Source organism: Streptomyces sp. NBC_00080, from assembly GCF_045041255.1.
Classification (GTDB): Bacteria; Actinomycetota; Actinomycetes; order Streptomycetales; family Streptomycetaceae; genus Streptomyces; species Streptomyces coriariae.
In genome coordinates this window covers 6423522-6449786 of record NZ_CP108235.1, presented here as the reverse complement: position 1 = coordinate 6449786, position 26265 = coordinate 6423522, and the positions used below count along the sequence as shown (strand labels likewise).

General features: G+C 71.8%; 22 protein-coding genes and 1 pseudogene. 14 read left to right on the top strand and 9 right to left on the bottom strand.

Features of this window, described 5'->3' with window-relative positions; genetic code table 11:
* Window positions 1-57: 57 nt before the first annotated feature.
* From OHU34_RS28775 to OHU34_RS28760, 4 genes are all read left to right on the top strand, one after another.
* Complete coding sequence (locus OHU34_RS28775) at window positions 58-810, top strand: response regulator transcription factor (RefSeq protein WP_142267812.1); 753 nt, start codon at window positions 58-60, stop codon at window positions 808-810.
* Entirely contained in the window at window positions 797-2875 is a 2079-nt protein-coding gene (locus tag OHU34_RS28770; RefSeq protein ID WP_142264131.1) for a cell wall metabolism sensor histidine kinase WalK, read from the top strand. Before OHU34_RS28775 ends, OHU34_RS28770 begins: the two co-directional genes overlap by 14 nt.
* 144 nt (window positions 2876-3019) lie before the next feature.
* Window positions 3020-3403, top strand: coding sequence for a hypothetical protein (locus tag OHU34_RS28765; protein ID WP_142264132.1), 384 nt, complete (start codon window positions 3020-3022; stop codon window positions 3401-3403).
* Window positions 3404-3634: 231 nt separating this feature from the next.
* On the top strand, window positions 3635-4291 hold the full coding sequence (locus OHU34_RS28760) for a class F sortase (RefSeq protein ID WP_142264133.1): 657 nt from the start codon (window positions 3635-3637) through the stop codon (window positions 4289-4291).
* A 29-nt stretch (window positions 4292-4320) separates the two neighbouring features.
* Here the strand turns inward: OHU34_RS28760 and OHU34_RS28755 are convergent, their stop codons facing one another.
* Window positions 4321-5871 carry an alpha-1,2-mannosidase gene (locus OHU34_RS28755; RefSeq protein ID WP_200839670.1) on the bottom strand — a complete coding sequence of 517 codons (1551 nt, stop codon included), beginning with the start codon at window positions 5869-5871 and terminating at the stop codon, window positions 4321-4323.
* Between the two features lie 136 nt (window positions 5872-6007).
* Here OHU34_RS28755 and OHU34_RS28750 point away from each other — a divergent pair.
* Together OHU34_RS28750 and OHU34_RS28745 are read left to right on the top strand one after the other, a co-directional pair.
* Window positions 6008-6421: pseudogene (locus tag OHU34_RS28750) on the top strand (nitronate monooxygenase); the annotation flags it as partial.
* A 91-nt stretch (window positions 6422-6512) separates the two neighbouring features.
* The gene (locus OHU34_RS28745) at window positions 6513-7007 is read left to right on the top strand and encodes a nitronate monooxygenase (protein ID WP_268827147.1); all 495 of its coding nucleotides are present in this window, start codon (window positions 6513-6515) and stop codon (window positions 7005-7007) included.
* A gap of 17 nt (window positions 7008-7024) precedes the next feature.
* Here OHU34_RS28745 and OHU34_RS28740 read toward each other — a convergent pair whose 3' ends face one another.
* Window positions 7025-9205 (bottom strand): alpha-galactosidase, encoded by a 2181-nt coding sequence (locus OHU34_RS28740; RefSeq protein WP_405768970.1) that lies wholly within the window; start codon window positions 9203-9205, stop codon window positions 7025-7027.
* Window positions 9206-9653: 448 nt separating this feature from the next.
* Here OHU34_RS28740 and OHU34_RS28735 point away from each other — a divergent pair, with 448 nt between their 5' ends.
* The 3 genes from OHU34_RS28735 (at window position 9654) to OHU34_RS28725 (ending at window position 12142) form a co-directional block, all read left to right on the top strand.
* Window positions 9654-10739 carry a LacI family DNA-binding transcriptional regulator gene (locus tag OHU34_RS28735; RefSeq protein WP_405768968.1) on the top strand — a complete coding sequence of 362 codons (1086 nt, stop codon included), beginning with the start codon at window positions 9654-9656 and terminating at the stop codon, window positions 10737-10739.
* A gap of 30 nt (window positions 10740-10769) precedes the next feature.
* The gene (locus OHU34_RS28730; RefSeq protein WP_230196871.1) at window positions 10770-11279 is read left to right on the top strand and encodes a hypothetical protein; all 510 of its coding nucleotides are present in this window, start codon (window positions 10770-10772) and stop codon (window positions 11277-11279) included.
* A gap of 137 nt (window positions 11280-11416) precedes the next feature.
* Window positions 11417-12142 carry an SCO4225 family membrane protein gene (locus tag OHU34_RS28725; protein ID WP_230196870.1) on the top strand — a complete coding sequence of 242 codons (726 nt, stop codon included), beginning with the start codon at window positions 11417-11419 and terminating at the stop codon, window positions 12140-12142.
* A gap of 115 nt (window positions 12143-12257) precedes the next feature.
* On the opposite strand, the gene OHU34_RS28720 is transcribed toward OHU34_RS28725, so the two are convergent.
* Both OHU34_RS28720 and OHU34_RS28715 read right to left on the bottom strand, forming a co-directional pair.
* Window positions 12258-13532 carry an MFS transporter gene (locus tag OHU34_RS28720; protein ID WP_405768965.1) on the bottom strand — a complete coding sequence of 425 codons (1275 nt, stop codon included), beginning with the start codon at window positions 13530-13532 and terminating at the stop codon, window positions 12258-12260.
* Window positions 13529-14926 carry an NAD(P)-binding domain-containing protein gene (locus tag OHU34_RS28715; RefSeq protein ID WP_405768963.1) on the bottom strand — a complete coding sequence of 466 codons (1398 nt, stop codon included), beginning with the start codon at window positions 14924-14926 and terminating at the stop codon, window positions 13529-13531. Before OHU34_RS28715 ends, OHU34_RS28720 begins: the two co-directional genes overlap by 4 nt.
* A 340-nt stretch (window positions 14927-15266) precedes the next feature.
* Here OHU34_RS28715 and OHU34_RS28710 point away from each other — a divergent pair, with 340 nt between their 5' ends.
* A complete protein-coding gene (locus OHU34_RS28710; RefSeq protein WP_142264139.1) occupies window positions 15267-15635 on the top strand; it encodes a helix-turn-helix transcriptional regulator in 369 nt (122 codons plus the stop codon).
* A gap of 96 nt (window positions 15636-15731) precedes the next feature.
* Here OHU34_RS28710 and OHU34_RS28705 read toward each other — a convergent pair whose 3' ends face one another.
* Together OHU34_RS28705 and OHU34_RS28700 are read right to left on the bottom strand one after the other, a co-directional pair.
* Window positions 15732-16523: an MIP/aquaporin family protein gene (locus tag OHU34_RS28705; RefSeq protein ID WP_142264140.1), complete on the bottom strand. Its 792-nt coding sequence runs from the start codon at window positions 16521-16523 to the stop codon at window positions 15732-15734.
* A 40-nt stretch (window positions 16524-16563) separates the two neighbouring features.
* Window positions 16564-16878: a helix-turn-helix transcriptional regulator gene (locus OHU34_RS28700; protein ID WP_142264141.1), complete on the bottom strand. Its 315-nt coding sequence runs from the start codon at window positions 16876-16878 to the stop codon at window positions 16564-16566.
* Window positions 16879-17117: 239 nt separating this feature from the next.
* Here OHU34_RS28700 and OHU34_RS28695 point away from each other — a divergent pair, with 239 nt between their 5' ends.
* Genes OHU34_RS28695 through trxB form a run of 3 tightly spaced genes read left to right on the top strand, consistent with a single transcriptional unit; the run spans window position 17118 to window position 18820 of the window.
* Window positions 17118-17366, top strand: coding sequence for a hypothetical protein (locus tag OHU34_RS28695; RefSeq protein WP_235034487.1), 249 nt, complete (start codon window positions 17118-17120; stop codon window positions 17364-17366).
* A 48-nt stretch (window positions 17367-17414) separates the two neighbouring features.
* Window positions 17415-17834 carry an arsenate reductase ArsC gene (locus tag OHU34_RS28690; RefSeq protein ID WP_142264142.1) on the top strand — a complete coding sequence of 140 codons (420 nt, stop codon included), beginning with the start codon at window positions 17415-17417 and terminating at the stop codon, window positions 17832-17834.
* On the top strand, window positions 17831-18820 hold the full coding sequence (trxB, locus tag OHU34_RS28685; protein WP_200839672.1) for a thioredoxin-disulfide reductase: 990 nt from the start codon (window positions 17831-17833) through the stop codon (window positions 18818-18820). Before OHU34_RS28690 ends, trxB begins: the two co-directional genes overlap by 4 nt.
* Before the next feature lie 231 nt (window positions 18821-19051).
* On the opposite strand, the gene OHU34_RS28680 is transcribed toward trxB, so the two are convergent.
* The 3 genes from OHU34_RS28680 to OHU34_RS28670 all read right to left on the bottom strand — a co-directional run bounded on the left by OHU34_RS28680 (window position 19052) and on the right by OHU34_RS28670 (window position 23858).
* Window positions 19052-20587: a DUF1254 domain-containing protein gene (locus tag OHU34_RS28680; protein ID WP_142264143.1), complete on the bottom strand. Its 1536-nt coding sequence runs from the start codon at window positions 20585-20587 to the stop codon at window positions 19052-19054.
* 227 nt (window positions 20588-20814) lie between these two features.
* Window positions 20815-22527, bottom strand: coding sequence for a SulP family inorganic anion transporter (locus OHU34_RS28675; RefSeq protein WP_142264144.1), 1713 nt, complete (start codon window positions 22525-22527; stop codon window positions 20815-20817).
* The gene (locus OHU34_RS28670; protein WP_142264145.1) at window positions 22500-23858 is read right to left on the bottom strand and encodes a DUF1254 domain-containing protein; all 1359 of its coding nucleotides are present in this window, start codon (window positions 23856-23858) and stop codon (window positions 22500-22502) included. The genes OHU34_RS28675 and OHU34_RS28670 overlap by 28 nt, the downstream gene beginning before the upstream one ends.
* Before the next feature lie 730 nt (window positions 23859-24588).
* Here OHU34_RS28670 and OHU34_RS28665 point away from each other — a divergent pair.
* Complete coding sequence (locus OHU34_RS28665) at window positions 24589-26121, top strand: MFS transporter (RefSeq protein WP_405768955.1); 1533 nt, start codon at window positions 24589-24591, stop codon at window positions 26119-26121.
* Window positions 26122-26265: the final 144 nt, after the last annotated feature.

Below are 26265 nucleotides of genomic sequence, written 5' to 3'. Positions count from 1 at the left end.
CTTGCCGAGGTGCCGGTTCGGGCGCTCGCTACGATCCTCGGCGTGTGCGCAAACATCATGGTCGCCGAAGACGACGCGAAGCAGGCAGAACTGGTGCGTCGCTACCTCGAGCACGAGGGCCACGCGGTCACGGTCGTCGAGGACGGCCGTGCGGCTCTCGAGGAGGTCCGGCACCGGGAGCCCGACCTGCTCGTCCTCGATGTGATGATGCCCCGGGCCGACGGCCTCGACGTGGTGCGGATCCTGCGCGCGGAGGACCGGCAGCTACCGGTGCTGATGCTGACGGCCCGCAGCACGGAGGACGATCTCCTGCTCGGGCTGGATCTCGGCGCCGACGACTACATGACCAAGCCGTTCAGCCCCCGTGAGCTGGTGGCCCGGGTCCGCACCCTGCTGCGCCGCAACCGCCGCACCGCGGCCCCCTCCCCCGCCGCCGATCCCGGCACCGCGCCCGCCGCCCTTGCCCCGGCCGAGGCCGACGACGCGCTGACGGTCGGCACGCTCAGGGTCGATCCGGTCCGGCACGAGGTGTCGGTCGGCGGGGCGCCGGTCGTGTGCACGCCCGGCGAGTTCCGCATCCTCGCCGCGATGGCGGCGGAGCCCGACCGGGTGTTCACCAGGCAGCGGCTCCTGGCGGAGCTGCACGGCTTCGACAAGTACATCAGCGGCCGCACCGTCGATGTGCACGTCATGCATCTGCGCAAGAAGATCGAGCGGGCCCCGCGCCGGCCGGTTCGGCTGCTCACCGTCTTCGGCGTCGGCTACAAGCTGACCGACCCCGCCAAGGGAGCCCGCCGTGCGTCGTCGTGACGAGCGGTCGGGGCCAGGGCGGACGGGCCGGACGCGGCTGCCGCTCCGCAAGAGCCTGCTCGGCCGACTGCTCACCGTGTCGGCGCTGGTGGCCTCCTGTTCGGTCGCCGCCACCGCCTGGCTCGCCGTGCAGACGACCTCCGTCGCGATCCGTCAGGAGCAGGGGCGCAACCTCAGCACCGACGCGCGGATCTACGACACCCTGCTGGGTTACGCGGCCGGCCATCCCGACTGGGCGGGCGTCGGCGGCACGGTACGGGACCTGGCGCGGGAGTCCGGGCGCCGGATCGTGCTGACCACCGAGGACCGGCAGCCGCTCCTCGACTCCGCCGCCGGCACCGCGCCCACCGCCGAGTTGCCGACGCAGGCTTCGGCGGTCGTCGACCCGCTGTCGGTCGACACCGTGCTGGTGCCGGACGCCGTACCCGTCGGCACGGACCGCGTCGACCCACGAGCCGTCGGGCCGTTCCTGCTGCCCGCGAAGGAACGAACGGTCCTGCGCAGGGCCACCGCCCGCAGCGCGGAGTGCCTCGCGGGGATGGGGATCGCCGCGGATGTCGTCGACAGCCCCAGCGGGCGGCCCTGGGTCCGGTTCGTGAGCGACGGCACCGACCGCGACAGAGAGCTGAAGTGCCTGTCCGTCGACGGCGCCGCGACCACCGCGACCGAGGAGAAGGCCCTGCGCGCGCTGGAACAGCTCGCCGACGCCTGTCTGAAACGGCAGGGCCGTACGGGCGTGAAACTGAACCTGGATCTGTCCTGGGACCGGGGATACGGACAGGAGGGCACGGATGTCGGCTCGTCGGCGCCCGTCCCCGTGCCCGAGACCGGCATCACCAAGGAAGAGGCGATCGAGCGGCGCATGGCCGAGGACAAGACGGCCGAGGACAAGGCAGCCGAGGACAGGAGGGCCGCGGCGGGCGTTCCCGCCGACGGCGCGGCGCAGGCCCGCGGCAGCGGCTACGACCGGGCGGTGGCCGCCTGTGTCGGCAGCGCCCGCCGGGAACAGCTCACGGCCTATGTCGCCGCGCCCGCCCTGCTGTTCATCGACGGCCCCGGCGCCGTCAGCGTGCCCGGTTTCGACCTCTCCCCGGCCAACACCGCACGCATCGCCGGGGTCACGGCCCTCGTCCTCGCCCTCACCGTCGGCGCCTCGGTGATCGCCGGAACCCGGCTGGTACGCCCGCTGCACGCGCTCACCGGCGCCGCCCAGCGGATGCGGGACGGCCTGGACTCGGCGCCGGTGCCGGTCGGCCCGGACAACGAGATCGGACGGCTGGCGCTGGCCTTCAACGACATGGCCGCGCACCGGACCCGGCTGGAGGAACAGCGCAAGGTGATGGTCAGCGACGTCGCCCACGAACTGCGTACCCCGCTGAGCAACATCCGTGGCTGGCTGGAGGCGGCGCACGACGGACTGGCCGAGCCCGACCCGGCGTTCGTCTCCTCCCTCCTCGACGAGGCGGTGCAGCTCCAGCACCTCATCAACGATCTGCAGGACCTGGGGGCGGCCGAAGCGGGCGCGCTGCGGCTGCATCTGGAGCCGGTGTTCGTCGACGAACTGCTCGGCCAGGTCGCCGCGGCTCACCAGGGGCCGGCCGAGACCGCGGGCGTGGCCCTGGAGGTCGCCACGGCGCCCGGCTCCCCTCCCCCGCCGCCGGTCGAGGCAGACCCGGTCCGGCTGCGCCAGGCCGTCGGCAACCTGCTCTCCAACGCGGTACGCCACACCCCGCCCGGTGGCCGGGTGACGCTGCGTCCGTACGTCTCGAAGGGCGGGGACGAGGTGGCGGTGGAGGTGTCCGACACCGGCAGCGGCATCCCGGCGGGCGACGTCCCGCATGTGTTCGACCGCTTCTGGCGGGCGGAGAAGTCCCGCAACCGCAGCACCGGCGGCAGCGGCCTCGGGCTGGCGATCGTGCTCAAGCTCGCCGAGGCGCACGGGGGCACGGTGAGCGTGACGAGCACCGAGGGGCAGGGCTCGGTCTTCACCCTGCGGTTGCCGACCATGACCGACGAGGACGCCGAGCGGCCGAGGGCAGACGAGGAAACGGCCGTCCGGCCCTGACCGCACGTACGGCCCTGCCCGGCGACCCTGACACCAACGACCCTGATGCGATGACCACAACGCTCTGACAGCTTCTTCACAAGTGACGGCAAGTCTTCGGTCACGCCCGAGGCCACCGAGGCCGGGCTGGAATTGGAGTCACACATGTCCCGCCGTCCCATCCTGCGTCTCGCCGTACTGACCGCCCTCGCGGGCGGCGCACTGCTCGCCCCCGCCACCGCGGCCTTCGCGGACGACCCCACCCCGGCGGCGTCCGCGCCGGCCACGGGCACGGACTCGGCCGTGGCCGAGCGGAAGGCCGAAGCCGACAAGGCGGCCAAGGCGAAGGAGGAAGCGGCCGCGGCGGCCAAGAGGGGCGAGGACGCCAAGCAGCTGCCGCGGGGCGGCGTCGACGCGGGCGAGGCCACGGCCGACGACAGCGGCTCCGGCACCACGGCTCTCGTCGGTTCGGCCGCGGGTGCCCTGCTGCTCGCGGGCGCGGGCACCTTCGTCGTACGCCGCCGCGCCGCCGGCCGCACCGACGCCTGACCCCGCACCGACCGACACACCATGGCGCCGCCCTGCAGGGGCGGCGCCATCGCGCATCGCCGTATGTCCGCACGCACCGCGGCGTACCGCCACGGCCCCCGCTCGCCTCCGTCGGCGCCCGCGTGTCGCCGCGTACCCGCGCTCAGCCCCGCTCACCTCCGCGGACGCGTTCGCACCCCCGCGTGCGTCCGTGTGTCGCCGCGCACGCACCCACCCCGCTTGGAGCCCGTCATGTCCCCCGTACACCGTCCGGTACCCCGCAGCGCCACCCGGCCGGCCCCGGCCACCGCCCGGCTCGTCCGCGTCGCCCTCGTCGTACCCGTGGCGCTGGCCGTGCTCACCGGCTGCTCGTCCGCCGCCGGGAAGACCGCCGCCGCGGCCACCCCGGGGGCCTCCGCCGGCGCGGGCACCCCCGCGTCCGGCGGCGCGCCGCGGGCCGGGCAGCCGCCGGCCCCCGCCGAGGTGACCATCCCCTCGCTCGGGATCACCAGCCCCCTGATGGAGCTCGGCCTCGACACGGACGGCACCGTCGAGGTCCCGCCGGCCGACAAGGGCATGACCGCGGGCTGGTACACCGGCGGCGCCGTGCCCGGTGAGCCCGGTGCCGCCGTCATCATCGGCCACAACGACACCCGGTTCGGCAAGGCCGTCTTCCACGACCTCAACAAGATCACCGAGGGCGCGGACATCACCGTCACCGACGCACGAGGAGATGCGGCACACTTCTCCGTCACGGGCACCGAGAGCGTCGCCAAGAGCGCCTTCCCCACCGAGAAGGTCTACGGCCCGACAGCCGACCGAGCCCTGCGGCTGATCACCTGCGACGGCGACTTCGACGCCGAGGGACACCCGGTGAACAACCTCATCGTCTACGCGACGCGCGACTGACCGCCGGACCGCGGCTGCGGCCGCCTCGCTCAGTCGTCGCGGAGGCGGGACGCCAGGGCGGCCAGGGTCTGGGCGGTGTCGGTCAGGGACCGGACGGCCGCCTCCAGGTCGGCGGCCAGCAGGGGCGCCGGGATGGCGAGGGGCGCGGATGCCGGTGCGGGTGCGGGGACCGGCGTACCGCGATAGCCGATCGGGCCCTCGTTGTGGCGCTGGTAGTAACCGGTGAACGCCCGGCCGACGGCGCCTTCGACGAAGCGGACCCGGGCGAGCTGGGTCTCGATCGCGCCGGAGTTGCGGGTGATGTCGAGACGGTAGTGGCGGTAGCCCGAGGCGGGGGCGCGGAGGCGGAACTCCCGGGTCTCGAAGCGGCTGTCGAAGGTTTCCCCGGCGCGGGAGTCCAAGCGCGTCCAGGTACGGCCGTCGTACGAGCCCTCGAGGGTCCAGTCGCGCGGATCGCGATCGGGGCTGTCGTTCGCCGACATCAGCGTGTAGGAGGTGACGACCGCGGAGTGGGCGAGGGTGAAGTGGAGCCGGGGGGCGTCGTCGTGCGCCAGCCACTTGGACCGGGAGCCGTTCAACAGGTTGTCCGCCGTCTCCCCCACTTCCTCGAACTCGTCGCTCGCCTCGACGTCGGCCACCCGGGCGTCGGTGACGGCTTCGCCCGGCACGGTCTGGAGCATGACCACTCCGGAGTTGCCTCGCTGGTCACGCCAGGTCACCCGCTCCACGGGTGCCACACCGTCGTCCACCAGCAACCGCAGTTCGTGCGAGCTGTGCCAGCCACCGCCATGTCCCTCCTCCGTGCGGAAGCGGTGCAGCCCGGCCGCCGACGTCTCCTCGAGACCCTCGGGGAAGGACCAGCCGCCGGTGAGGCGGCCGCGGTACTCGTAGGCCGTACCGTCGGCGGTGCGGTGGCAGCCGTGGAAGTCGGACATGTTCGACTGGAAGCTGATGGCCGATTCGGTCCCGTCCTCCCCTCGCCAGCCGAGCTGCGCGGGCAGCGAGTGCTCGTCCCGGTCGAGGTGGAACACCAGCCGCGGGGCCTCCTGCCAGGACGTCGCCGAGGAGTCGTGGGCGGCGCGGAGTTCCGTCCGGTAGGCGAACACCGAGTTCCGGGCGGCCAGCGCCGCCAGCGCGCGCTCCGAGGCACCCCGTTCGTCGACGGAGTCCAGGGTGATCCGGTAGAGCCGGAGCATGCTGCGCGCCTCGGCCGAAGCGCGTATCTCCAGGGTGTTGGTCCCCGGCTTCAGCATGCCGGCCGGCACCGCGAACACGTTGTCCTGCGGAAGGTCTCCGCCGCCGGGCACGGTGAGGTCCTCGGCCAGCGCCTCGCCCTGGACGAGTACGTCGATCGGGGCGTAGCCCGGTGCGGAGCCGAGCCTGGAGACGAGGGCCGTGACGGTGAGCGTCGCCTCGGGGATGTCCTCCGGGTCCGCCACCTCGAAGTCCAGCGTCACCGTTGCGCCCGCGCCCAGCGTCAGGTGGGATCCGCCGAACTCGGCCCGGTCCTGCCTGACCACGGCGTTGGACAGCCGGGCGGGGTCGACGGAGAAGTCGGCGAAGGTGGCCTGCAAGCTCATTGCGTTCCGCTCCTGATAGACAGTCAAAAACGTTGTCACCCAAGGGAGGTGACGCGACCAGGTGGACCCTAGCGCCTCGCTCTGACAGTGCCGGACGCCCGAGTCGCCGCCCTTCGCACCGTGCCGCACGGAACCGATGCCCTTGCGCCCCGGCGAGGGCGAAGATGAAGGCATGACGTTGTCGACGGCCTTCACGGAGTTGTTCGGTGTGCGGCATCCGATCGCGTCGGCGCCGATGGGCGGCTCGGCCGGTGGCGCGCTGACGGCGGCCGTCTCCCGCGGCGGCGGGCTCGGACTGCTGGGCAGCGGCGACGGCGACCGGGACTGGCTGGCCCGCGAGCTGCCCCTCGTGGCCGAGGGCACCACAGGGCCGTGGGGGATCGGGTTTCTGACCTGGCGGATCGACGTCGCGGCGGTGGAGCACGCGCTGGAGCACGGTCCCAGGGCGGTGATGCTGTCGTTCGGGGACCCGAGCCCGTACGCCGAACGCGTCCGCCGGGCCGGTGCGGCGCTGATCATCCAGGTCACCGATCTGGCGGAGGCCGGACGGGCGGTGGACCTGGGCGCCGACGTCATCGTGGCGCAGGGAACCGAGAGCGGGGGGGCACGGCGCCCGGCACGGCCGGTCCACCCTGCCGTTCGTGCCGGTCGTGGTGGACCTGGCGGCACCGGTGCCGGTGCTCGCGGCCGGCGGGATCGCCGATGCCCGCGGGGTGGCCGCCGCGCTCGCCCTGGGCGCCGCCGGGGCACTCCTCGGCACCCGCTTCCAGGCCACGACCGAGGCCCTGGTCGCCCCCTCTACGGCCAGGGCCATCGTCCGGGGACGCGGAGAGGAGACCGAGCGCAGCAGCGTGCTCGACACCGCCCGGGGTTCCCGGTGGCCGTCGCGGTACACCGCCCGTACGCTCGGCCACCCCTTTCTCGACCGATGGCGGGGCCGGGAGGCGGAACCGGCCGCCGACCCCGAAGCCGGGCAGGCCTATCAGGACGGCGTGGCACGGGGCGAGTTCCCCGCTCTGCCGCTGTGGGCCGGCGAGGGCATCGACCTCATCGACGACCTGCCCTCCGCGGCCGATCTCGTCGGCGCCCTCGCCGCGCAGGCAGAGGACGCGCTGGCCCGCGCGGGAGGACGATGACGCGTGCGACCCGCCGGTCAGGGGCCCGGCGGTGTGCCCTCCGGCGGGGGTGACGCCGTGTCGAGGCGGAGCAGCACGGCGGTGCCGGGGCGGGGCAGGGAGACGGTGAGCTGCCCGTCGACGGCGTCCCAGGTCGCGTTCGCGTCGGCCGTGGCGGGGTAGAGCGGCGTGGGGCGGAGGTGGCTGCCGCGCAGGTGGGAGACCGTGAAGGTGCAGGTGCTGTCGTCGGCCGGGGGCCGGTCGCGGCGGCTCGGAACGCTCCCTTGTCCCGCGGCGGGCTCTCGTCGCCACAGTGCGAGCCAGCTGGTGGTGGGACCGCGCCAGCCGTAGGCCAGCCAGGTGTCCTCCCAGGAGGGCAGCCCGAGCGGCCAGAACGGCAGGCTGTCGGGGATCTCCGCGCGCAGCGCCTTGTAGGCGGAGAGGCCCGAGCGGACGAGGTCGAACTGCTCCGGACTCATGCGGTCGAGGAACCCGGACAGGTGGATGCGGCCCGGCAGCGCGCCGGTGAGGGTGAAGGCGATCTCGTCGAGGCCGAAGTGCGGCTGAGGGTAGGCCCATACGGCGGCTTGCTCCGGGGTTGCCGCGGTGGCGGCCGCGGCGGCGATGGGCGGGTAGCGCAGCGGGTCCTGCTGGTCGCTGGTGGACTGGATCTGGACGACGGCGAGTTGGGCGTAGTCCATGCGCAGTCCGCCCGACGCGCAGTTCTCCAGGACGAGTCCGGGGTGCCGGTCGAGGAGGGAGCCGAGCCAGTCGAGGTGCGCGCGGTGGTGCCCGAGCAGCCCGGCGCCGGCGCTCTCGCCGCCGTTCTCGGTGCCGGGGCCGATGTTGATGTTGTAGTCGAGTTTCAGATAACCCACCCCCCACTCCGCCACGAGCCGGTCGACGACCCGGTCGAGGTGGGCGCGGGCCGCCGGGTGGCGCAGGTCCAGGTGGTGACGGCCGTGTTCGGTGACGCGGACCCCGCCCCGACGGAAGAACGCCTCGGGCGGCAGGGTGTCGGCCAACGGGCTGCGCACACCGACCACTTCGGGCTCCAGCCAGAGCCCCGGGGTCATCCCGTGCGCTCTGACGGCGTCCAGAACCTGCTGGATGCCGCCCGGAAAACGCCTGTCCGAGGCGTCCCAGGCGCCGACGGCGTCCCACCAGCCCCGGGCGTCGTCGTCGTACCAGCCGGCGTCGACGACGAAGACCTCGGCACCGGCGGCTCCCGCCGCTTCGACGAGCGGCAGGAGCCTTTCGGTGGTGGGGTCGCCCATCAGGGTGTTCATGTAGTCGTTGTAGATCACCGGGAGTGTCGTGTGGTCCGGGTGACGGCGGCGGATCCGGCGCCGGTAGGCGGTGAGTTCGCCGAACGCGGCGTCCAGGCCACCGGTCCCGGCCCGGACAAGGACGGCGGGGACGGTGCTGAACTCCTCACCGGGAGCGAGGAGTTGGTGCCACTGGTGGTGGGAGTCGTCGGGCCCGAAGAGAGCAAGGTAGGCGGCGCCCTCCCGTTCACCGGTCTCGTAACGCCAGCCCGCGCTGGACTCGATCTGCCAGAGCCAGGCCCGGCCAGTCCGGTCGTCGGTGAGCGCGGCCATCGGCAGGTGCCGCCCCGAGGACCAACTGCCCTGCGAGTAACGCTCGAAGCAGCCGCGCCCTTCGTGGCCGTGGGCGGCCCGGCTCAGGGGGACGACGTGGTCGCGGAACGCGCTGTGCCGCCAACGGCACTCGGCGAGCCAGTCGTTGTCCGCCCAGTGGAGGGTCAGGCCGTCCGGCGCGCCCGAGTCGTCCACGATGCCGCCGACGACCAGGGTCGACACGCTCTCCAGCCGGAGCGGGGCGCGGCCCTCGTTGACCAGGCGCACCTGTGAGCGCAGGAAGCCGGCGCCGGGGCGGGTCCGCAGGGTGATGTCGGCGGCGAGGCCGGTCGCCGGATCCGCCAGCCGGATCGTCGTGCGCTGCCAGGCCCCCTCGTCGACCGTCTCGTGGTCCCGGTAGGTCAGCCGGTCGCCGATGGCGGTGTCGATGAAGCGCTCCCCCGACCAGGTCCGGCCGTGCCCCGTGGCCGTGACCTCGACCAGGGGAAGCAGGCAGGCCCGGTCCCGCCCCGGCACGCCCAGCCTGACCGACCCGGCGGAATCCACGAAGGCGTGCAGCCCAAGGGCCTCGTGCGACCAGACAAGTGACCTCTCGGCTGCTTCGTCGGCGATGGTCAACGCGGTTTCCCCTTCCGCCGTGTGCGGTCTCCCACGTACACCGCGGTGCGCGGTCTCCGATGCGTGCGGTGTGCGGTGCGCGGTTCGTCGCGGTGCGCGGTCTCCGATGCGTGCGGTGTGCGGTGCGCGGTTCGTTGCGGTGCGCCGTTCGCGGTTCGTTGCGGTGCGAGCGTCCGACGCGCCGCAGCGCGCGATGTCCGGACGCGCCGCGGGGTGCGAGCGTCCGACGGACCGCGATGGGCGATAGGCGATGTCGCGCGGATCCCGCCCGGATCGTCCACCGGCCCCTCCCCCGTCGTCCGCCGGCCTCGCCCGGCGGCTCCGCGCCTCCCGCCCGGCGGCTCCGCGTCCGTCGGCGCGCAGGGCGCGCAGGGTGCGCTGCTACGATCGCCGGGCAGATCAGGGGTTCCTGTTGACGGTCGACATTGTGACCGATCACAATCGTGACATGGATGTGACCGGTCACACAAGCCTCGGCAGTCCCTCGGATCCCGGACCGGAACCGCGTAAGGCGGCCAGCATCCGGGACGTCGCCCGGGCCGCCGGCGTCTCGTACCAGACCGTCTCACGGGTCATCAACAGCCACCCGAACGTCCGCGAGGAGACCCGCAAGCGGGTCGAGGCGGCCATCGAGGCACTGGGATTCCGACGCAACGCCACCGCGTTCGCGCTGGCCAGCGGAGTCACCCGGTCGGTCACCGTACTGACGTCGAACACCACCCTCTACGGCTATGCGGCCACCCTCCAGGGCCTGGAGGAAGCGGCCCGCGCCGCGGGTTACTCGCTGGGTGTGAAGCTGCTGACGCCCGAGGACGACCTGGACCGCACCGTCTCCTCGGCGGCGGCCGACGGCGGCGGCGGCGGCGGCGGACTGATGGTCATCGGCTTCGACCGGCTCGCCGCTTCGGCTCTGGACCGGGTCCCGGAGAACGTGCCGTGCGCCGCGGTCGTCGAAGCGCCCTCACACGGCCGGACCCCTCCCCGTCCGGCCGTCTGGGCCGACGACCGCGAAGCCGCCCGCGCCGCCACCGCGCACCTGCTGGAGCTCGGGCACCGGACCGTCCACTACGTCGCGATCCCGACGTCGGTGGGCACCCGGCGCTCGGAGGGGCCGCGTGCGCAGGGCTGGCGGGCCGCCCTGGAAGCGGCCGGCATCACCCCGCCCGAACCCCACGGCGGCAAGGGCTGGGACGCGCGGGTCGGCTACGACGAGGGACGAGAACTCGCCCGCGACCCGGGGGTCACGGCGATCCTGTGCGGCAACGACGACCTGGCGCTGGGCGTGCTGCGCGCCCTGCACCACGCCGGGCGGTCGGTGCCGGGAGACGTCAGCGTCATCGGCTTCGACGACGCCCCGCACGCGGAGTTCGTCACCCCGTCCCTCACCACCGTCCGGATGGACTTCCAGGGCCTCGGCCGCGACGCCTTCGCCCTCCTGCGCGGCCGGCTGGAGAACGGCTACCGGCCCCCCGCTCCGACGTTCGCCGGCACGGCCCTGATCCTCCGCGAGAGCGCGGGGCCCACCGACGCCTGACACCTGGCGTACGGTCAGTAGATTTCCGCCATGAGTGACGACGAGGAGTACCTGGAGAAGAGCCCGGCCGCCGCGCGGATGGGGAAGGCCGCCGAGTACTTGGTCGCGGCCTCCTGCATCCTCGCCACGGGCGGTGAACTGAACGTCTCCACCTCGCTCGTGGACGACGAGGGGGTGGACCTCGTCTTCCACCGGCGGGGCGGTTCCACGACCCTGGCCGTGCAGGTCAAAGCCCGGATGTCCACGGGAACGCAGGTCCAGCAGGGCAAGCTGATGGCGTTCGTGCGGTCGCAGACGTTCCAGCCGCGGTCCGACCTGGACATGCTGTTCGTCGCCGTCGACGTGGAGCGCGGGGCGATCATGACGGCCTGGCTGATACCGAGCGCCACCTTCGAAGCGATGGTGACCGAGCCCAACAGCAGAGGCCGCTACCGGTTCTCCGCTTCCATGAAACCGGACTCCAAGGACCGCTGGACCCCGTTCCGGCTGACCGCGGCCGAACTCCCCGGGCGCGTCCTCGATCGGCTCGCCGAACTGTGAGCACGGCGTCCACCGAACCGGCCCCGTCCGCGGCGCCCGAAACCCCCAGGCGAGGTTGAGTACCCGTACTCAGCCCCGAACGCGTGACCTGATCCATCGTGGAGACCACCGACCCGGACCGACCTCAAGGATCCACGATGACCGACGCCTCGCGCTCTCGCAGCCTCCCGGACCCGCGCCGCCTCCTCGCGCTCGCCACCGACAACTGGCAGGCCCGGGGCTACCTGGCGGTCGTCGCCGCTTCCGTCGCGGTCATGTTCCTCTTCCCGGAGAGCGGCTTCGCCGCAGGCCCCCTGCTGCTCACCGCGCCCCTCTCCTTCCTGGGGGTGGTCCTCCCCTTCGGCCCCGGCACCGAGGGCAGCGGGACGGTCGAGGTGCTCGCCACCGGCTTCTGGGTCGCATGGCTCCTGCTGTGCGCCCTCGTGAACGCCGCCGTGCTCGGCGCCCTCGTCGCGAAGCCCACGGCCGCCCGACCGTCCGGCAGCCGCGCGCCCCTCCCCCGTGTCCCGGCCCCCGCTGAGCACCCCCGGCCGGGGAGAGTCCGGGCGCTGCTGGCGCCCGCGGTGGACAACTGGCTCGCGCGCGGCTATCTCGTCGTGGTCGCGGCGGCGCTGGGGTTCTTCCTCTTCGCCGCGTACGTGCTGCCCGACGCGGGATTCGCCGGGATCTGGCCCCTCATGGCCACGGCACCCTTCAGCCTGCTCGCCTTCCTGTTGTCGACCCCCGCGGAGTACTCCTCGCTCACCTGGCTGAGCCCGCTGGTCTTCGCCGTGGGTACCGCGCTGGCCGGGCTGTTCAACGCCGTACTGCTCGGCCGGCTCGCGCACCGGCTGCGGGTGCGGGAAGCACGTCCGGCCGTCTGAGACCGGCGTCTCGGGGGTCTCGGCCCACCCCTATCAGTGGCCGGGCAGGGGGCGGACCGTGCGGATCTGCCCGCCCCGCTCGCGAGGAGCGTTTTGCGGCACACAGCGCAGTCCGTTACCGACGCGAGCTGCTCCACCCCTTGTACCTGGATGCAGCATCGGCCCCCTGACACGGCCGTGGTGGCCTGGTCGCGGTGGCGATGAGGGCGGCGAAGCCTGAGATTACCGCGAGCAACGCGAACAGGTGCGGGTATCCGCCGAAGGGTGCCGCGAGGGCGGCACCCGCGAACGGTGCGAGTGCCGCGGCCGTGGTTGCCGGAGCCGTGAGGAGCCCGGACAGGTGGCCGTAGTGGCTGGTGCCCCATCGGTCGGTGACGGCCGTGGCCTGGAGCAGGGTGAGGTTGCCACGGACCATGCCGGCCGCGATCGAGAGGGCGATCAGGAGGGCGTACGGGCCCGGGACGACGGCGAACGCGGCGGTTGTCACACCACCGAGCGCGAGGAGCGTGACCGTTCGGGCGGTGGTTCCGATATGGCGGGCGAGGGTGGCGTACAGCGTGCGGCCGAGCGTCTGGCCGGCGCCGCCGAGGCCGAGCGCCCAAGCGGCCTGGGTCGTGCTGTAGCCGCGATCGAGGAGCAGCGGGACCAGGGCGACGACCACGGCGTACATCGCGAACGACGAGAGCGTGAGGGCAGTGGCCAGCAGCCAGAACGTGCGGCTGCGCGCGACTGCCGCCGTACCGCCGACCAGGCTGGTGGAAGGGCGCGGAGCCTTGGGCCAGGGGCCGCGCAGGGCCAGGGCGTGGGCGGGGATCGTCACGGCCGCCAGTACAGCGGCCAGCAGCAGGTAGGTGGTCCGCCAGCTGAAGTGGTCGGCGAGCGCGGCCGTCAGGGGCGCGAAGACCGTGGAGGCGAGGCCTCCGGCCAGAGTGACGATCGTCAGTGCGCGGATGTGGTCCGGGGCCCACCAGCGGGTGAGTGCGGCAAAGGCGGGCTGATAGAACGTCGAGGCCATGGCGAGTCCGGCCAGCGTCCAACCCGCGAAGAAGACCGCCGGATCGGGGGCGGCGGCCACGATCACCAGGCTCAGTGCGCCGAGGACCGATCCCGCGGTCATGACGAGACGCGGACCGCGCTGGTCCAGGATGCGGCCCACGCGAATGCCCGCGAGCGCGGAGACGACCAGGGCCAGGGAGAACGCCGCGGTGGTGGTGCCTGCGGACCATCCGGTCCGGGAGGTGATCTCCGGGTTGAGTACCGGGAAGGCGTAATAGACGATGCCCCAGCTCGTGATCTGGGTGGCGCAGAGCGCGGGCAGGGCGGCACGGGGCCGCGACCGGTCCCCTTTTCCGGTCGCGGCCCCGTCAGTGAGGGCGTGGAGGTCGGTCACGAGCCGCAGCAACCGCCCGCTTGGTTCTGCTCGTCCGACTCGACGGCCGGGACGGTACCGATCTGGACGAGAGCGGGCGCGGGCGCGCAGCAGCCTCCGGCGTCCTGGTCGGCCTCGGGGGCGTCGAACAGTCCGGCGCCACCGCACACTCCGGTCTCCGGGAGGGTGAGTTCGACGCGGTCGGCGGATTCCAGGTCGCCGGCAATGGCGGCGGCGACGGATCGGACCTGCTCATAACCGGTCATCGCCAGGAACGTCGGGGCGCGGCCGTAGGACTTCATCCCGACCAGGTAGATGCCCTGTTCGGGGTGGGACAGTTCGCGGTGGCCGTGCGGGTAGACGGTGCCGCACGAGTGCTGGTTGGGGTCGATCAGCGGTGCCAACCCGACCGGGGCCTGGAGGCGCTCGTCCAGGTTCAGGCGGACCTCGGAGAGGAAGGACAGGTCGGGGCGGAACCCGGTCAGCACGATGACCTCGTCCACCGGCTCCAGCCGTCGGCCGTCCTCGGCGATCAGGACCAGCCGGCCGCTGTCGTCGCGCTCGATGGCGTCGGTGCGGAAGCCCGTGACCGCGTCGGCGTGGCCGTCGTCCACCGCGGCCTTCGCCGCCAGGCCCAGGGCACCGCGGGCGGGAAGCTGGTCGGCCGAGCCACCGCCGAAGGTGGAACCGGAGATGCCACGGCGCAGGACCCAGACCGCCTTCGTGCCCGTGCCGTCGTCGGCCTTGGCGAGGTCGGCCAGGTAGGCGAGCGCGGTGAAGGCGGATGCTCCGGAGCCGATGACCGCTGTGCGCTTGCCTGCGTGGCGGGCCCGGGCGGCGGGGTCCTTCAGGTCGGGGACCTGGTAGGTGACGCGGTCGGCCGCTGCCTTCTCGCCGAGGGCGGGCAGCCCGCTGGCACCGGCCGGGGAGGGCGTGGTCCAGGTGCCGGACGCGTCGATCACCGCGCGGGCGAAGATCCGCTCCTCCCGGCCGTCGGCATACTCGACGTGCACGACGAAGGGCTGGCTCTCGCGGTCGGCGTCGACGATGCGATCGCGGCCGGTCCGTGAAACGCCGGTCACGGTCGCGCCGAATCGGACACGCTCGCCGAGGACCTCGGCGAGGGGCTCCAGGTACTGCCCCGCCCAGTCGCCGCCGGACGGGTAGGTCGCCGGGTCGGGCCTGGTCCAGCCGGTCGGAGCAAGCAGCTTCTCGGCGGTCGGGTCGACCACCTCGCCCCAGGTGGAGAACAGCTTCACGTGCGACCACTCCCGCACCGCTGCTCCCGCGGCCGGTCCGGTCTCCAGGACGAGCGGCTCCAGGCCCTGGTCGACGAGGTGAGCGGCGGCGGCAAGACCGGCGGGACCGGCTCCGACCACGACGACGGGCAGCTCGGTAAGGGCGGGCGCGTTCACGGCGACTCCTTGCTTGTTTCGACATCTGTCGATGGCTTGCGCGGCCCAGCATGGCACCTGTATCGATGAGCGTCAACATAGACGTTCATCGAAACTGCGAGGATTCCTTCACGGCACCCACCGACGTCGTCGCCATCGGGGCCGGTCGGTCCGGACTCGCCACAGCCCATGCGCTCCTGCGGCAAGATCCACCGGCGGTGGTGACGGCGGAGCCTCTCGTCCAATTCGCCGCGAGGCGCGGGCCGGGACGCGGCCCGGGTGGCCCGCCACCCGGCCGCTGATCATGCGTACCGCCGAGCGACCCCCACCCGCTTGGTTCGACATGTGTCAACATAGACGCATGTCGAACATCAAGGCGTTGCCGCTACTGGAGCCAGAGGTTGCCGAGGGTGCCGTGCCGTGCTGCCCGCCGCTCACCGAGCGCCCCCTGACCGCCGAGGAGGCCGAACGGACCGCCGCGATGTTCAAGGCACTCGGCGACCCGGTGCGGCTCCGGCTGTTCTCGCTGGTCGCCTCACACGAGGGCGGGGAAGCGTGCGTGTGCGACATCTCCGACGTCGGTGTCTCGCAGCCGACCGTGTCCCACCACCTGAAGAAGCTCAAGGCGGCCGGCCTGCTCACCTCCGAGCGGCGCGGCACCTGGGTCTACTACCGGGTGGAGCCGTCGGTGGTGGCAGGGATGGGGCAGATGCTCAATTCCCTGGGTTGAGTGGGCCGTTCGAACGGCCCGCAAGGACGGCGTAGGCAGAACCGGCGGCGAGCCCGGACGGACCGCCGCCGATCACCGCCGCCTACTTCCTGCGGGTCATTCGGCGGACCGCGCCGGGCGGAATATGACCGCCACCAGGCCCAAGCCGACCACGCCACCGATGAGTTGCGCGCCCACGAAGCCTGCGATGGAGCCGGGTGCGATGCCCGCGAAGGTGTCGGAGAAGGTGCGCCCGATCGTCACCGCGGGGTTGGCGAAGGACGTGGACGAGGTGAACCAGTACGCGGCGCCGATGTACGAGGCGACCGCGACGGGTGCGAAGCGGAGTTGACCGGTGCGGGCCAGGCCGAAGATCAGCAGGACCAGGCCGGCGGTCGCCACCACCTCGCCCAGCAGGAGGTTCCCGGCCGAGCGGTCGTGGGTGGACCACTCCACCAACGGCTTGCCGAACATCGCGTCGGCCAGGACCGCACCGGCGATCGCTCCGACGACCTGCGCGGGGACGTAGACGGCAACTTCGCGGGTCGTGACGCCGTCGCCGCCGCGCCGTGCCGTCCACCACTCGGCCAGCGTGACCACGGGGTTGAAGTGGGCGCCCGAGACCGGGCCCAGCAGCAGGATCAGGATGCCGAGGCCGAAGACCGTGGCGATCGAGTTGGCCAGCAGCTGCACGCCGACATCGCGCGTGAGCTCGGTGGCCTGTATGCCGGAGCCGATCACGACGGCGACCAGGAGGGCGGTGCCGATGAACTCGGCCGTCGCCCGCGCGGTCAGGGGCGTACGGGGCGGGGTGGCACCCGGGGCCGGCTGCGGGCCGTGGCCCGTCACGGCGGAGGCGACGGCGGCCTCCCCGGCCCTGTCGTTCTCGGTGGCCTCGGTGGCGGTCAACAGGACTCCTCGGTGCGTGCGACGGCGACGGGCCGCCGGGTCAGGGGCAGGACCGCTTGACGTTGTTCTCGGCGGTGGCGCGCGCCGTCTCGGCGAGAGCGGCGAACTGTCCCGCGAGAGAGGCGATGACATCGGGCTTGAGCCGGTAGTAGGTGAACCGGCCGCACGGCTCCGTCTCCACGACCCCGGCCTCGCGCAGCACCTTCAGATGGTTGGAGAGGTTGGTCTGTCTGACCTCGGTCTCCTCGATCAGGTGCGTGCTGCACAGCGTCTCCTTGGCGAGCAGGGTGACGATCCGGAGCCGGACCGGGTCCGCGAGAACCCGCATCAGATCAGTGTCGACTGACATCATCATGGACTGATACTCTCACATCACTCCAGACTGATACCAGTCCGGGGTGATCCTTGGGACCCAAATCCCCACGCACGTGGAGACCCATGCCCCGAAGGGGGATCCCATGACCGCCTCTCCGCCCCCGGTCCTGCCTGACGATCGCCTCGCCTCAGGCATCGCCCGTCTCGCCCCGCGCCACCGCGGGTGCTTCTCCCCGGAGACCATTTCCCGCACCTGACGTCGAGCCGGTTGTCGCGCAGGTGCTGATCGAGGCCGGCGTGAACCTTGCGGACGCGTTTTCCCAGCCGCCGACGAGCGAAGTCGTGCGGGCCGCCGACATCGTCATCACCACGGGCTGTGGGGATGCGTGCCCCGTACTGCCGGGCCGCCGCTACCCGGACTGGCCGGTCACCGACCCCGAGAGCGCCCCGATTGCCGTCGTACGCGGCATCCGCGACGAGATCGACGCCCACGTCACCGGACTGCTCGCCTCGCTGCCGAGCATCTGAACCCGACTGCCGTACACACATCTTGATCGACCTACGAAGGAAGAACCGATGTCCTCCAGCCCGCTCGCCTCCGTGCTGTTCGTCTGCGTCCACAACGCCGGCCGGTCGCAGATGGCCGCCGGATTCCTGTCCCACCTCGCGGGCGACCGGATCGAGGTCCGCTCGGCCGGCTCCATCCCGGGTGACCAGGTCAACCCGGCCGCGGTCGAGGCCATGAAGGAAGTCGGCGTCGACATCGCCGACGCCAAGCCGAAGGTTTTGACCACGGAAGCCGTTCAGGCGTCCGACTACGTCATCACCATGGGCTGCGGCGACGCCTGCCCGATCTTCCCCGGCAAGAAGTACCTCGACTGGGCCCTGGAGGACCCGGCCGGCAAGGGCGTCGAGTCCGTGCGCCCGATCCGCGACGAGATCAAGACCCGCATCGAGGCCCTGATCGCCGAGATCGACGCCGAGCAGAAGGCGTGACCTCGGTGACCGACACCGGCATACGCGAGGTCATCGTCATCGGCTCCGGTCCCGCCGGATACACCGCCGCCCTCTATACCGCCCGGGCCCAGCTCAAGCCGCTCGTCTTCGGCGGCGCGATCTTCGTCGGCGGGTCGCTCACCACGACCACCGAAGTAGAGAACTTCCCCGGCTTCCCCGAGGGCATCGACGGCCCGGACCTCATGCTGAACATGCGGGCGCAGGCGGAGCGGTTCGGCGCGGAGATCGTCGAAGACGATGTCGTCTCCGTCGACCTGCTCGGCCGGATCAAGGAGGTCACCGACTCCGCCGGCACCGTCCACCGGGCCAGGACGGTGATCGTCGCGACCGGTTCCGGATACCGCAAGCTCGGCCTGCCGAACGAGGAGGAGCTGTCCGGTCGGGGCGTGTCCTGGTGCGCGACCTGTGACGGCTTCTTCTTCCGCGACCGCGACATCGTGGTCGTCGGCGGCGGTGACACCGCGTTGGAGGAGGCCACCTTCCTCACCCGATTCGCCCGCTCGGTCACCGTCGTCCACCGTCGCTCCGCCCTGCGCGCCTCCCAGGTCATGCAGAACCGCGCGTTCGCCGACGACAAGATCTCGTTCGCGTTCGACAGCGAAGTCGTCGAGATCAAGGAGAGCAACGGCATGCTCGGCGGCGTCGTCCTGCGCGACGTCTTCACCGGCGCCACCCGCGACGTCGACGCGACCGGCCTGTTCATCGCCGTCGGCCACGACCCGCGCACCGAGCTGTTCAAAGACCAGCTGGACCTGGACGGGGACGGCTACCTCAGGGTGCAGTCCCCGAGCACGCGCACGAACGTCCCGGGCGTCTTCGCCGCCGGCGACGTCGTCGACCACACCTACCGCCAGGCCATCACCGCCGCCGCCAGTGGCTGCGCGGCCGCCCTGGACGCCGAGCGATACCTTGCCGCCCGCACGGCGGGCGAACCCGGACCAGAGCTGGTAGCCGTCTCGGCGTAGTGCCGCAGCGGTTGTTCATTACCTTCGGGGGGCGGTTGGATCAGGCCGGGTCGATGTTCACGAAACCGAGAGGCACCCGATCCGGAGCCTCTCGGGGGCGTATCGGGACGGTGGTCTCCGTTCCTTTGCCCATGCCCCCTGCATGCCTGCGTGCGTTGCCCCCGACTCCACCCAGCCGGGGGCAAGAACCGAGATTTTCAGCAGCCTTCAAGGCCATGTGGCCGCCTTCCGTCAACCGACGCGGTTGATCGGCGGGCAGTGCCACCGCGCGTCGACGACCTCGGGGCGCGGGAGGTACATGCGCAGCGCGACGTACCAGATGCCCTGCTGCGGCGTGGGCAGCCAGTTGGACTCCCGCTCGGGCCCCGGTGAGTCCGGCTGCAGATAGAGATTCAAGCCCCCGCCATCGTCCCTGACGAGCCCCCGGGTGCGGTCTCCGATGGAGTACCTGTCGATCGGATTCGGGATCAGGTTCCGTTCCTCGTCGTAGGCGGTCAGAGACCAGAATGCGTCGACCGGAGGCAGCATCCCCGGCTCGAAGTGCAACTCGTAGCGGCCGGTGGCCAGCGTCTCACCGGCGCCGTCGGTGAAGGCCGCCATATAGACCGCTTCCTCGGGATCGTTGATGGCGATCCCCACCAGGGACTGCTCCGCGGCCCGCCTGAGGAAGTCGTCCCCGAAGTGCCCGATCTGCGGAGGAGGGTACCGCCAGCCGTTGATCAGCTCGCCCCACTGTCCGCTGAGTATCTGCTGTTCGAGCATGGGCACGGTGGTGGCGGCTGCCCGGATCAAGCCCTCCTTCACCGGCTCCGGTTGCGCCTCGACATCCAGCCCCGGGCCGATGCCGATCTCCGCGAACTGCCGGAGCAGGACGTCGTGATGCTTCGGCAGGGGGTTCTCGGCCAGCGCCGCGTTGAGCGTCTTCCACGACCCGAGCGGGTCCTCGGCGGGATCGACCGGTACCGGCACGTCACGGCGTTCCGGAAGCGTGGCGCCCTCCTGGCCGAACAGGTGAAGCGGCGTCAACCGGTACTGCTGCTGGAGCGCGTGGACGGCCGCGCGGTCGTCCTCGCCCTCGACGAGGGTCCGCCCGACCACCAGGACCCACGGAGTGGGGGCGGTCGCCGTGCGGCGCACGCCCTCCGGGAGGTCGCCGCTCCAGCCCGGGCCGATGAGGGCGAAGTCACCGGCCGTCGATCCGGTCGTCCGCATGCCCACGTAGTCGTAGTTGTCGGAAGTGAAGGCGACCAGCTCGAAGGTGAAGTAGCGGTCGCCCATGTCCGGGTGCGAGAGAATGAGGGGCTCCTCCCGCAGGTCCGCCCACGCCCAGGAGTACAGCGTGTCGTTGTTGGGGGACACGCCCTCCCGGTCCGAGGCGTCCCAGACCCTGGTCGCATGCCAGAAGTGGTTGACGGCGGCGTAGGGCGTCGTCTCGGTCTCGGGCTTCTGGGTCACCCACCGGTGCCGGAGCACGGCGTTGTACATGTAGGGGAAGCCGTAGATGAAGGCCTGCTCCCCCAGCGTGTACGCGTACTCGCGGCGCCAGTCGTCCACCCGGCCGGTCAGCGTCGGCTTCACCGCTCGCCATGCGACGGGCAGTGCCCGCGTCATCTTCCTGGCGCGGTCGATGGTGTCCCCGGGGTGACGTACGGCCGCCGCAGTGGCCCTTCCGGTGGAGACCGCCGCCTGGCCGATGCCGGCCGCCGCCGCGGCGAGATCGTGGGGCAGACGTCGCCCGGGATGGTTGCTGTCGGCTGAGGATGCCATCGCGTTCCTCTCGTGAGGCTGAACAGCACAGCCTGCAGTCACCACTCGAACTCACCACGCGAACTGGGGAAACCGGCGACCGTCGACGACGTGTCCCGGCTCCTCCCGGTGCGCCACGCGGCGGCGTCTGCGCCATGCCTGCTGGGGTTACCGGGGCGGGTGCTCCCCCACGCACCCGCTCTTCGAGTACATCAGCGCGTCCCTGCTCCGGCAACCTGGCTCGCAGGTCACAACGTTCCCCATCCGTCACTCAGCGCGTTCACGGCGTCGGTCACCGTTGCGTGGAGGCGACCCGGGCTGAGGGTCGCGTGCAGGGGGTGCCGGGACAGCGAGCGCGTGGGGCCGGCCCGGACCCGAGCCACATGGAGCTCGACTCCCTGATGGTCGAGGTCCGCGGCGAGGTCCGCCAGGGTGTCCAGGACGGGCAGGCCGAGCCGGTAGCTCGCCGTCAGGTCCACCACGACGGCGCGGGGCGGGCGGTCGGATGCCGCTACCAACTCCTTCACGGCCGTGCGGACGCGATTGACGTTGCCGAAGAAGAGCGCCCCGTCCGGCCGGGCCACGAGGATTCCCGGTGCGGCCACGGCTCGTGGGTGCTCCTTCAGGTCGCCCCACACGCCGGTGCCGGGCAGCAACCCCAGGACCGCCACACGCGGGGTGCTGGAATAGGCGATGAACAGCAGCAGCGACATCAGTACCGCGAGCAGCAGCCCGGGCAGCAGATCGAAGACCAGGACACCGAGCAGGGCGGTCAGAGCGATCCAGAGGCTGGGCCGGTCGTGCGTGGCGTAGCGGCGCATTTCCCCGACACGCAGGAAACCCTTCACGGCCACGATCACGATCGCCCCGAGCACCGCCTCGGGCAGCGGGGTGAACAACGAGGTCAGGAAGGCCCCGGTGAACAGCACCAGCACTGCCGCGACCAGGGAGACCATCGGGCTGCGGCCGCCCGCGCCCTCGGCGGCGGCGCTGCGCGACGCGCTGCCGGAGACCGCGAAGCCGCGGAAGAAGCCCACCGCGAGGTTGACCGCGCCCACCGCGACCATCTCTCGGTCCGCCTTCACCTCGTCGCCGTGGAGGCGGGCGAAGCGGCCGGCGATGCTGTAGGACTCGGCGAAGACGACCAGCGCCACCCCGAGGGAGCCGCCGACGAGTTCGGTCCAGTCGGCGGCCGTGATATCGGGCAGGTGAGGGACCGGCACGGCCGCCGGGATCCTGCCCACCGTCTCCACGCCGTGGGCGTGCAGGTTGAAGGCCTGGGAGAGGATCAGGCCGGCGGCCAGCACGATCAGCGAGGCCGGCAGCCGGGGCAGGAGGCGCTCCAGCAGCAGCAGCGAGGCCACCGCGGCCACGCCGACGGTGATCGTGGTCCACGACCAGTCGCCCGCCTGGCTCACCAGCTTCGCCAGGCGCTGGAAGAAGTCGCCCTCTCCGCTGGAGACACCGAGGATCTTCCCCGTCTGCCGCACCATGATCGTCAACGCCATGCCGAAGAGGAAGCCGACCAGGGCGGGCTCCGCCAGAAAGTTGGTCAGGAACCCCAGCCGGGCCGCTCCGGCTGCCACCAGCACCGCGCCCACGATCACCGCCAGCGCCGCCGACAACCCGACGACGGCGCCCGGGTCACTGCTGACGCCTTTGACGGTGGACGCCGACAGCACGGCCGCGGCCGACGTCGCCCCCACGATCAGAAAGCGCGAACCCCCCAGCAGCGCGTAACCCGCGAGAGCGATCGGAGCAGCGTAGAACGCGTTCTGCGGAGGGACTCCGGCGATCTCCGCATACGCCACCGACTCCGGCACGATCAACGCCCACACCGTCAGGCCGGCCAGTACGTCACCGCGCAGCAACTGCCGCCGGTAGCCGCGCACCCAGGCGGCCACCGGCAAGGCGGCGAAGCGGCGTCGGCCGGTCAGCCGACGCGGCTGATCGGCGGGCACTGCCAGCGCGCGTCGATGACTTCGGGACGTGGGAGGTACATACGCAGCGCGACGAACCAGATGCCCTGTTGCGGTGTGGGCAACCAGTTGTTCTCCCGGTCGGAGCCCGGTGAGTCGGGCTGCAGATGGAGGGTCAGGCTGCCGTCCGGCTCGGTGACCAGTCCGCGGGTGCGGTCTCCGATGGAGTAGCGGTCGATCGGGTTGGCGATCAGGTTCCTGGTCTCGTCATAGGCGGTCAGGGACCAGAAGGCGTCGACGGGGGGCAGCGACCCGGCCCCGAAGCGGATCTCATAACGGCCCGTCGACAGCTTCTCGCCCTCCGCGTCGTCGAAGGCGACGAGGTACACCGTCTCCTCGAGATCGTTCGCGGCGACACCGAACAGGGCCTGCTCCGCGGCCCGCTTGACGAAGTCGTCGCCGAAATGACCCATCTCCGGCGGCGGGTAACGCCAGCCGTTGATCAGTTTGGCCCAGTCTCCGCTGAGCAGTTGCTCCTGGAGCATGGGCAGGCCGGCAGCGGCGGCGGCGATCAGTCCCTGCTGGACGGATTCGGGCTGCTCCTGCACATCGAGGCCGGCGCCCACGCCGATCTCCGCGAACTGCCTGAGCAGGATCTCGTGGCGCTCCGGAGGAGGGTTCTCGGCCAGCATCGCGTTCAGCGTCTTCCACGGCGCGAGCGGATCCTGCTCCTGATCGACGGGCTCCAGCACGTCACGGCGCTCCGGCACGACGACGCCCTGCTTCCCGAACAGGTGGAGCGGCGTCAGCCGGTACCGGTCCTGCAGCGCGTGCACAGCGGGCAGATCGTCCTCACCGTCGACCAAAGTGCGGCCGAGCACCAGGATCCACGGGCTGGGGGCGGTCGCCGTACGACGTACCCCCGCAGGGAGCTCTCCTTCCCATCCCGGACCCACGAGGGCGAAGTCGCCGGCGTGCGGCCCCGTGGCACGCCGACCGACGTAGGCGTAGTTGTCCGAGGTGATCCCGACGAGTTCGAAGGTGAAGTAGCGGTCGCCCATCTCCGGGTGCGAGAGGATGACGGGCTCCGTGCTCAGGTCGACCCAGGCGCACGAGTAGAGGGTGTCGTTGTTGGGCGCCAGACCTTCCTGGTCGGAGGCATCGAAGAGCGTCCGGGCATGCCAGAAGTGGTCGACGGCGGAGTGCATCCTCATCTTCGGATCGGCCGGTTCGGTCACCCACCCGTGGCGCAGCTCGGCGTTGTAGATGTAGGGGAAGCCGTAGACGAAGGCCTGCTCCCCCAGTGTGTAGGCGTATTCGCGACGCCAGTCGCTGACCGCTTGCGGCGCGGGGCTCGAACCTGCGGAAGCCATCACCGCGCTCCTCTCTGTGACTCAGTCTGTGACTCAGCGGCACGCGATTCGGCCGCCCTCGGGGCCGGGCCGCCGACAAGGCACCTCTGGCTCTCCGTGGGAGACGGCCACTCTCACCCGCCGTACCGCATCGGATACGAAGCAGGACGATTCATGCGAGTTGGGCCTACTTCGAGTAGATCACCGCAGCCACAGCCCGGCAACAGCACGTGATCGCGGCCGGATCTGTCCGGCAGCCTCGCGGCCGTCGGCGTCGGCGTCGGCGGACCGGGCAGCGGGAGCAGGGTCCTGCGGGTGATCCGGGCCTCCTCGCCCCCCGGTCGAACTCCTCGAGCTGCGCCGTCAGTTCCGCGATGCGTCCCCCGTTCGCTTCGGCCTGCGCGGCGATCTCACTCGACCACTCCTCCAGGTGCGCCGGCACCGCGCCCAGGTTCAGCTCGCCGCCGCCCATGCGCCGCGTCGGGCGGGAGTGGCGGTGGCGGTCAGCACCCTGGCCGTCCGTCGCTCATGGCCCGGTACACCCTCGACTCCGCCGAAGCGGGCCGGCGCTCCTGGTCACGTACGACTGACCCTCCTGGTCCGACCAGGTGTCGAGCCGCGCGCGTCGGCCCGAGGAGGACGGGCTGGAAGCGGTGGCCCGGTTACGGTCGGTCGGCGAGCGGTCGGCGCCGACCGACGGCGACGCGACGCGACGCGAGGCGAGGCGAGGCGAGGTACGGGAGGAGCTGCTGTGTCGACTGCGGAGCCCCGGTCCATTGTCGCGATCCTCCCGATCATCTCGGGACTCTCCCTCGCTTTCGCGATCACGGCCATCGACCCGCTGGTCCTCAGCCTGAACATGCCGCAGGTCAGCCGGGCGCTCCACGTGCCGCCCGACGTCGTCGGGTTCCTAGGAGGCGCGGCGACGCTGGTCGTGGCCGCCGCCGTGCTCGCCGTGGGCAGTCTCGGGGACGCCTTCGGGCTCAAGCGGCTGCTGATGCTGGGGCTGATCGGCGACATCGTCGTCAACCTGCTCTCCGCGATCTCCCCCGGCTACACGTTCCTACTGGTGACGCGCCTCCTCGACGGCCTGGCACTGGCCGCGATCCTGGGCGTGTCGATGGCCCTGCTCAAGGTGTCGGTGCCGCCGGAGAGACGGCCGGCGGCCATCGGCATCTTCATGGCCATCGACATGGTGCTGTGCGGGGTGACCCCCGCGATCGGGGGCTGGGTGGTGGAGGCCGTCGGCTGGCGGTGGCTCTTCCTGCTTGCCCCACTGCTGTCGCTGATCGCGCTCGGGCTGACGGCCCGGTACGTCACCGAACCCCCCGTCCTGAAGCGCCGCGGAGTCGACGTCGTCGGCGTCAGCCTGGTCGGCGTCACCCTGCTGACCCTCGTCCACGGCGTCGCCGAGGCGGAGAACGGGATCTCCCAGCTCCAGGCCTGGCTGCCGCTGGTGATCAGTGCGGTCGCCGGCGTGCTGTTCGTGCTCCGTGAACGCCGGACACCGGAACCGGTCCTGGACCTGTCGCTGTTCCGCAGCGGCCCGTTCGCCGTGGCCGCGCTGGCGAGCCTGACACTCAACTTCCTCGTCGCGGGGTTCAGTTTCGCCCTCGGGCAGTTCGGCAGTGTGATCCTCTCGCTGTCCCCGCGCACGATCGGCCTGCTGTTCCTGCCCGGCACACTGGCGATCGCGGTCGCCGTCATCCTCGCCGGGCGCCTGATCGGGAAGTACACCCCACGGCCGGTCCTCATCACCGGCCTGCTGGTGATGGTCGCGGGCGGGCTGCTGATGGCGGCCACCGCTACGCCCACGATGGCGCTGTGGATCGTCGTACTGGCCACCTGGCTGACCAACCTCGGCTCGCTGGTGACCTCCGCCGCAGTGGCCGAGACCATTCTTTCGCACGCCCCGCCCGGAAAGTCCGGTGCCGTGGCCTCCGTCCAGCCCGCGTTCGGAATGACCGGCTACGCGCTCGGCCCCGCCGTCTACCTCCTGCTTCTCAACCTCTTCTTCCAGCGGCAGTGGCTCAACGACGCCGACGCGCGCGGTATGTCGGTGTCCGAGGCCGATCAGGCCGTGGACGCGACGCGAAGCGCGATGGCGCACAGTCCGGGCACTGCCGGATACGACCCGAACCTGCTCCGGCAGTCCGGACTGGACCTCGGGCTGGACTTCACCAACGGCCTGCGGCTCACCATGCTGGCCGTGAGCCTCCTGCCGCTCGCCCTGGCTGTAGCGGCGTACCTGCTCATGCCCCGCCGGACTCGGCCCGCACAGTAGGAGGCGTCCGGGTCACCAGGCGTCAAGTCACCAGGCGTCAGGAGACATCAGCCCGTCAGGCGTCAGGCGTCAGGCGGGGCACGTGGGAGCGAGCCGGTCCACTTCTGCTCGGCGCCACACACGTCCACGTGGGACCCGTCTGCG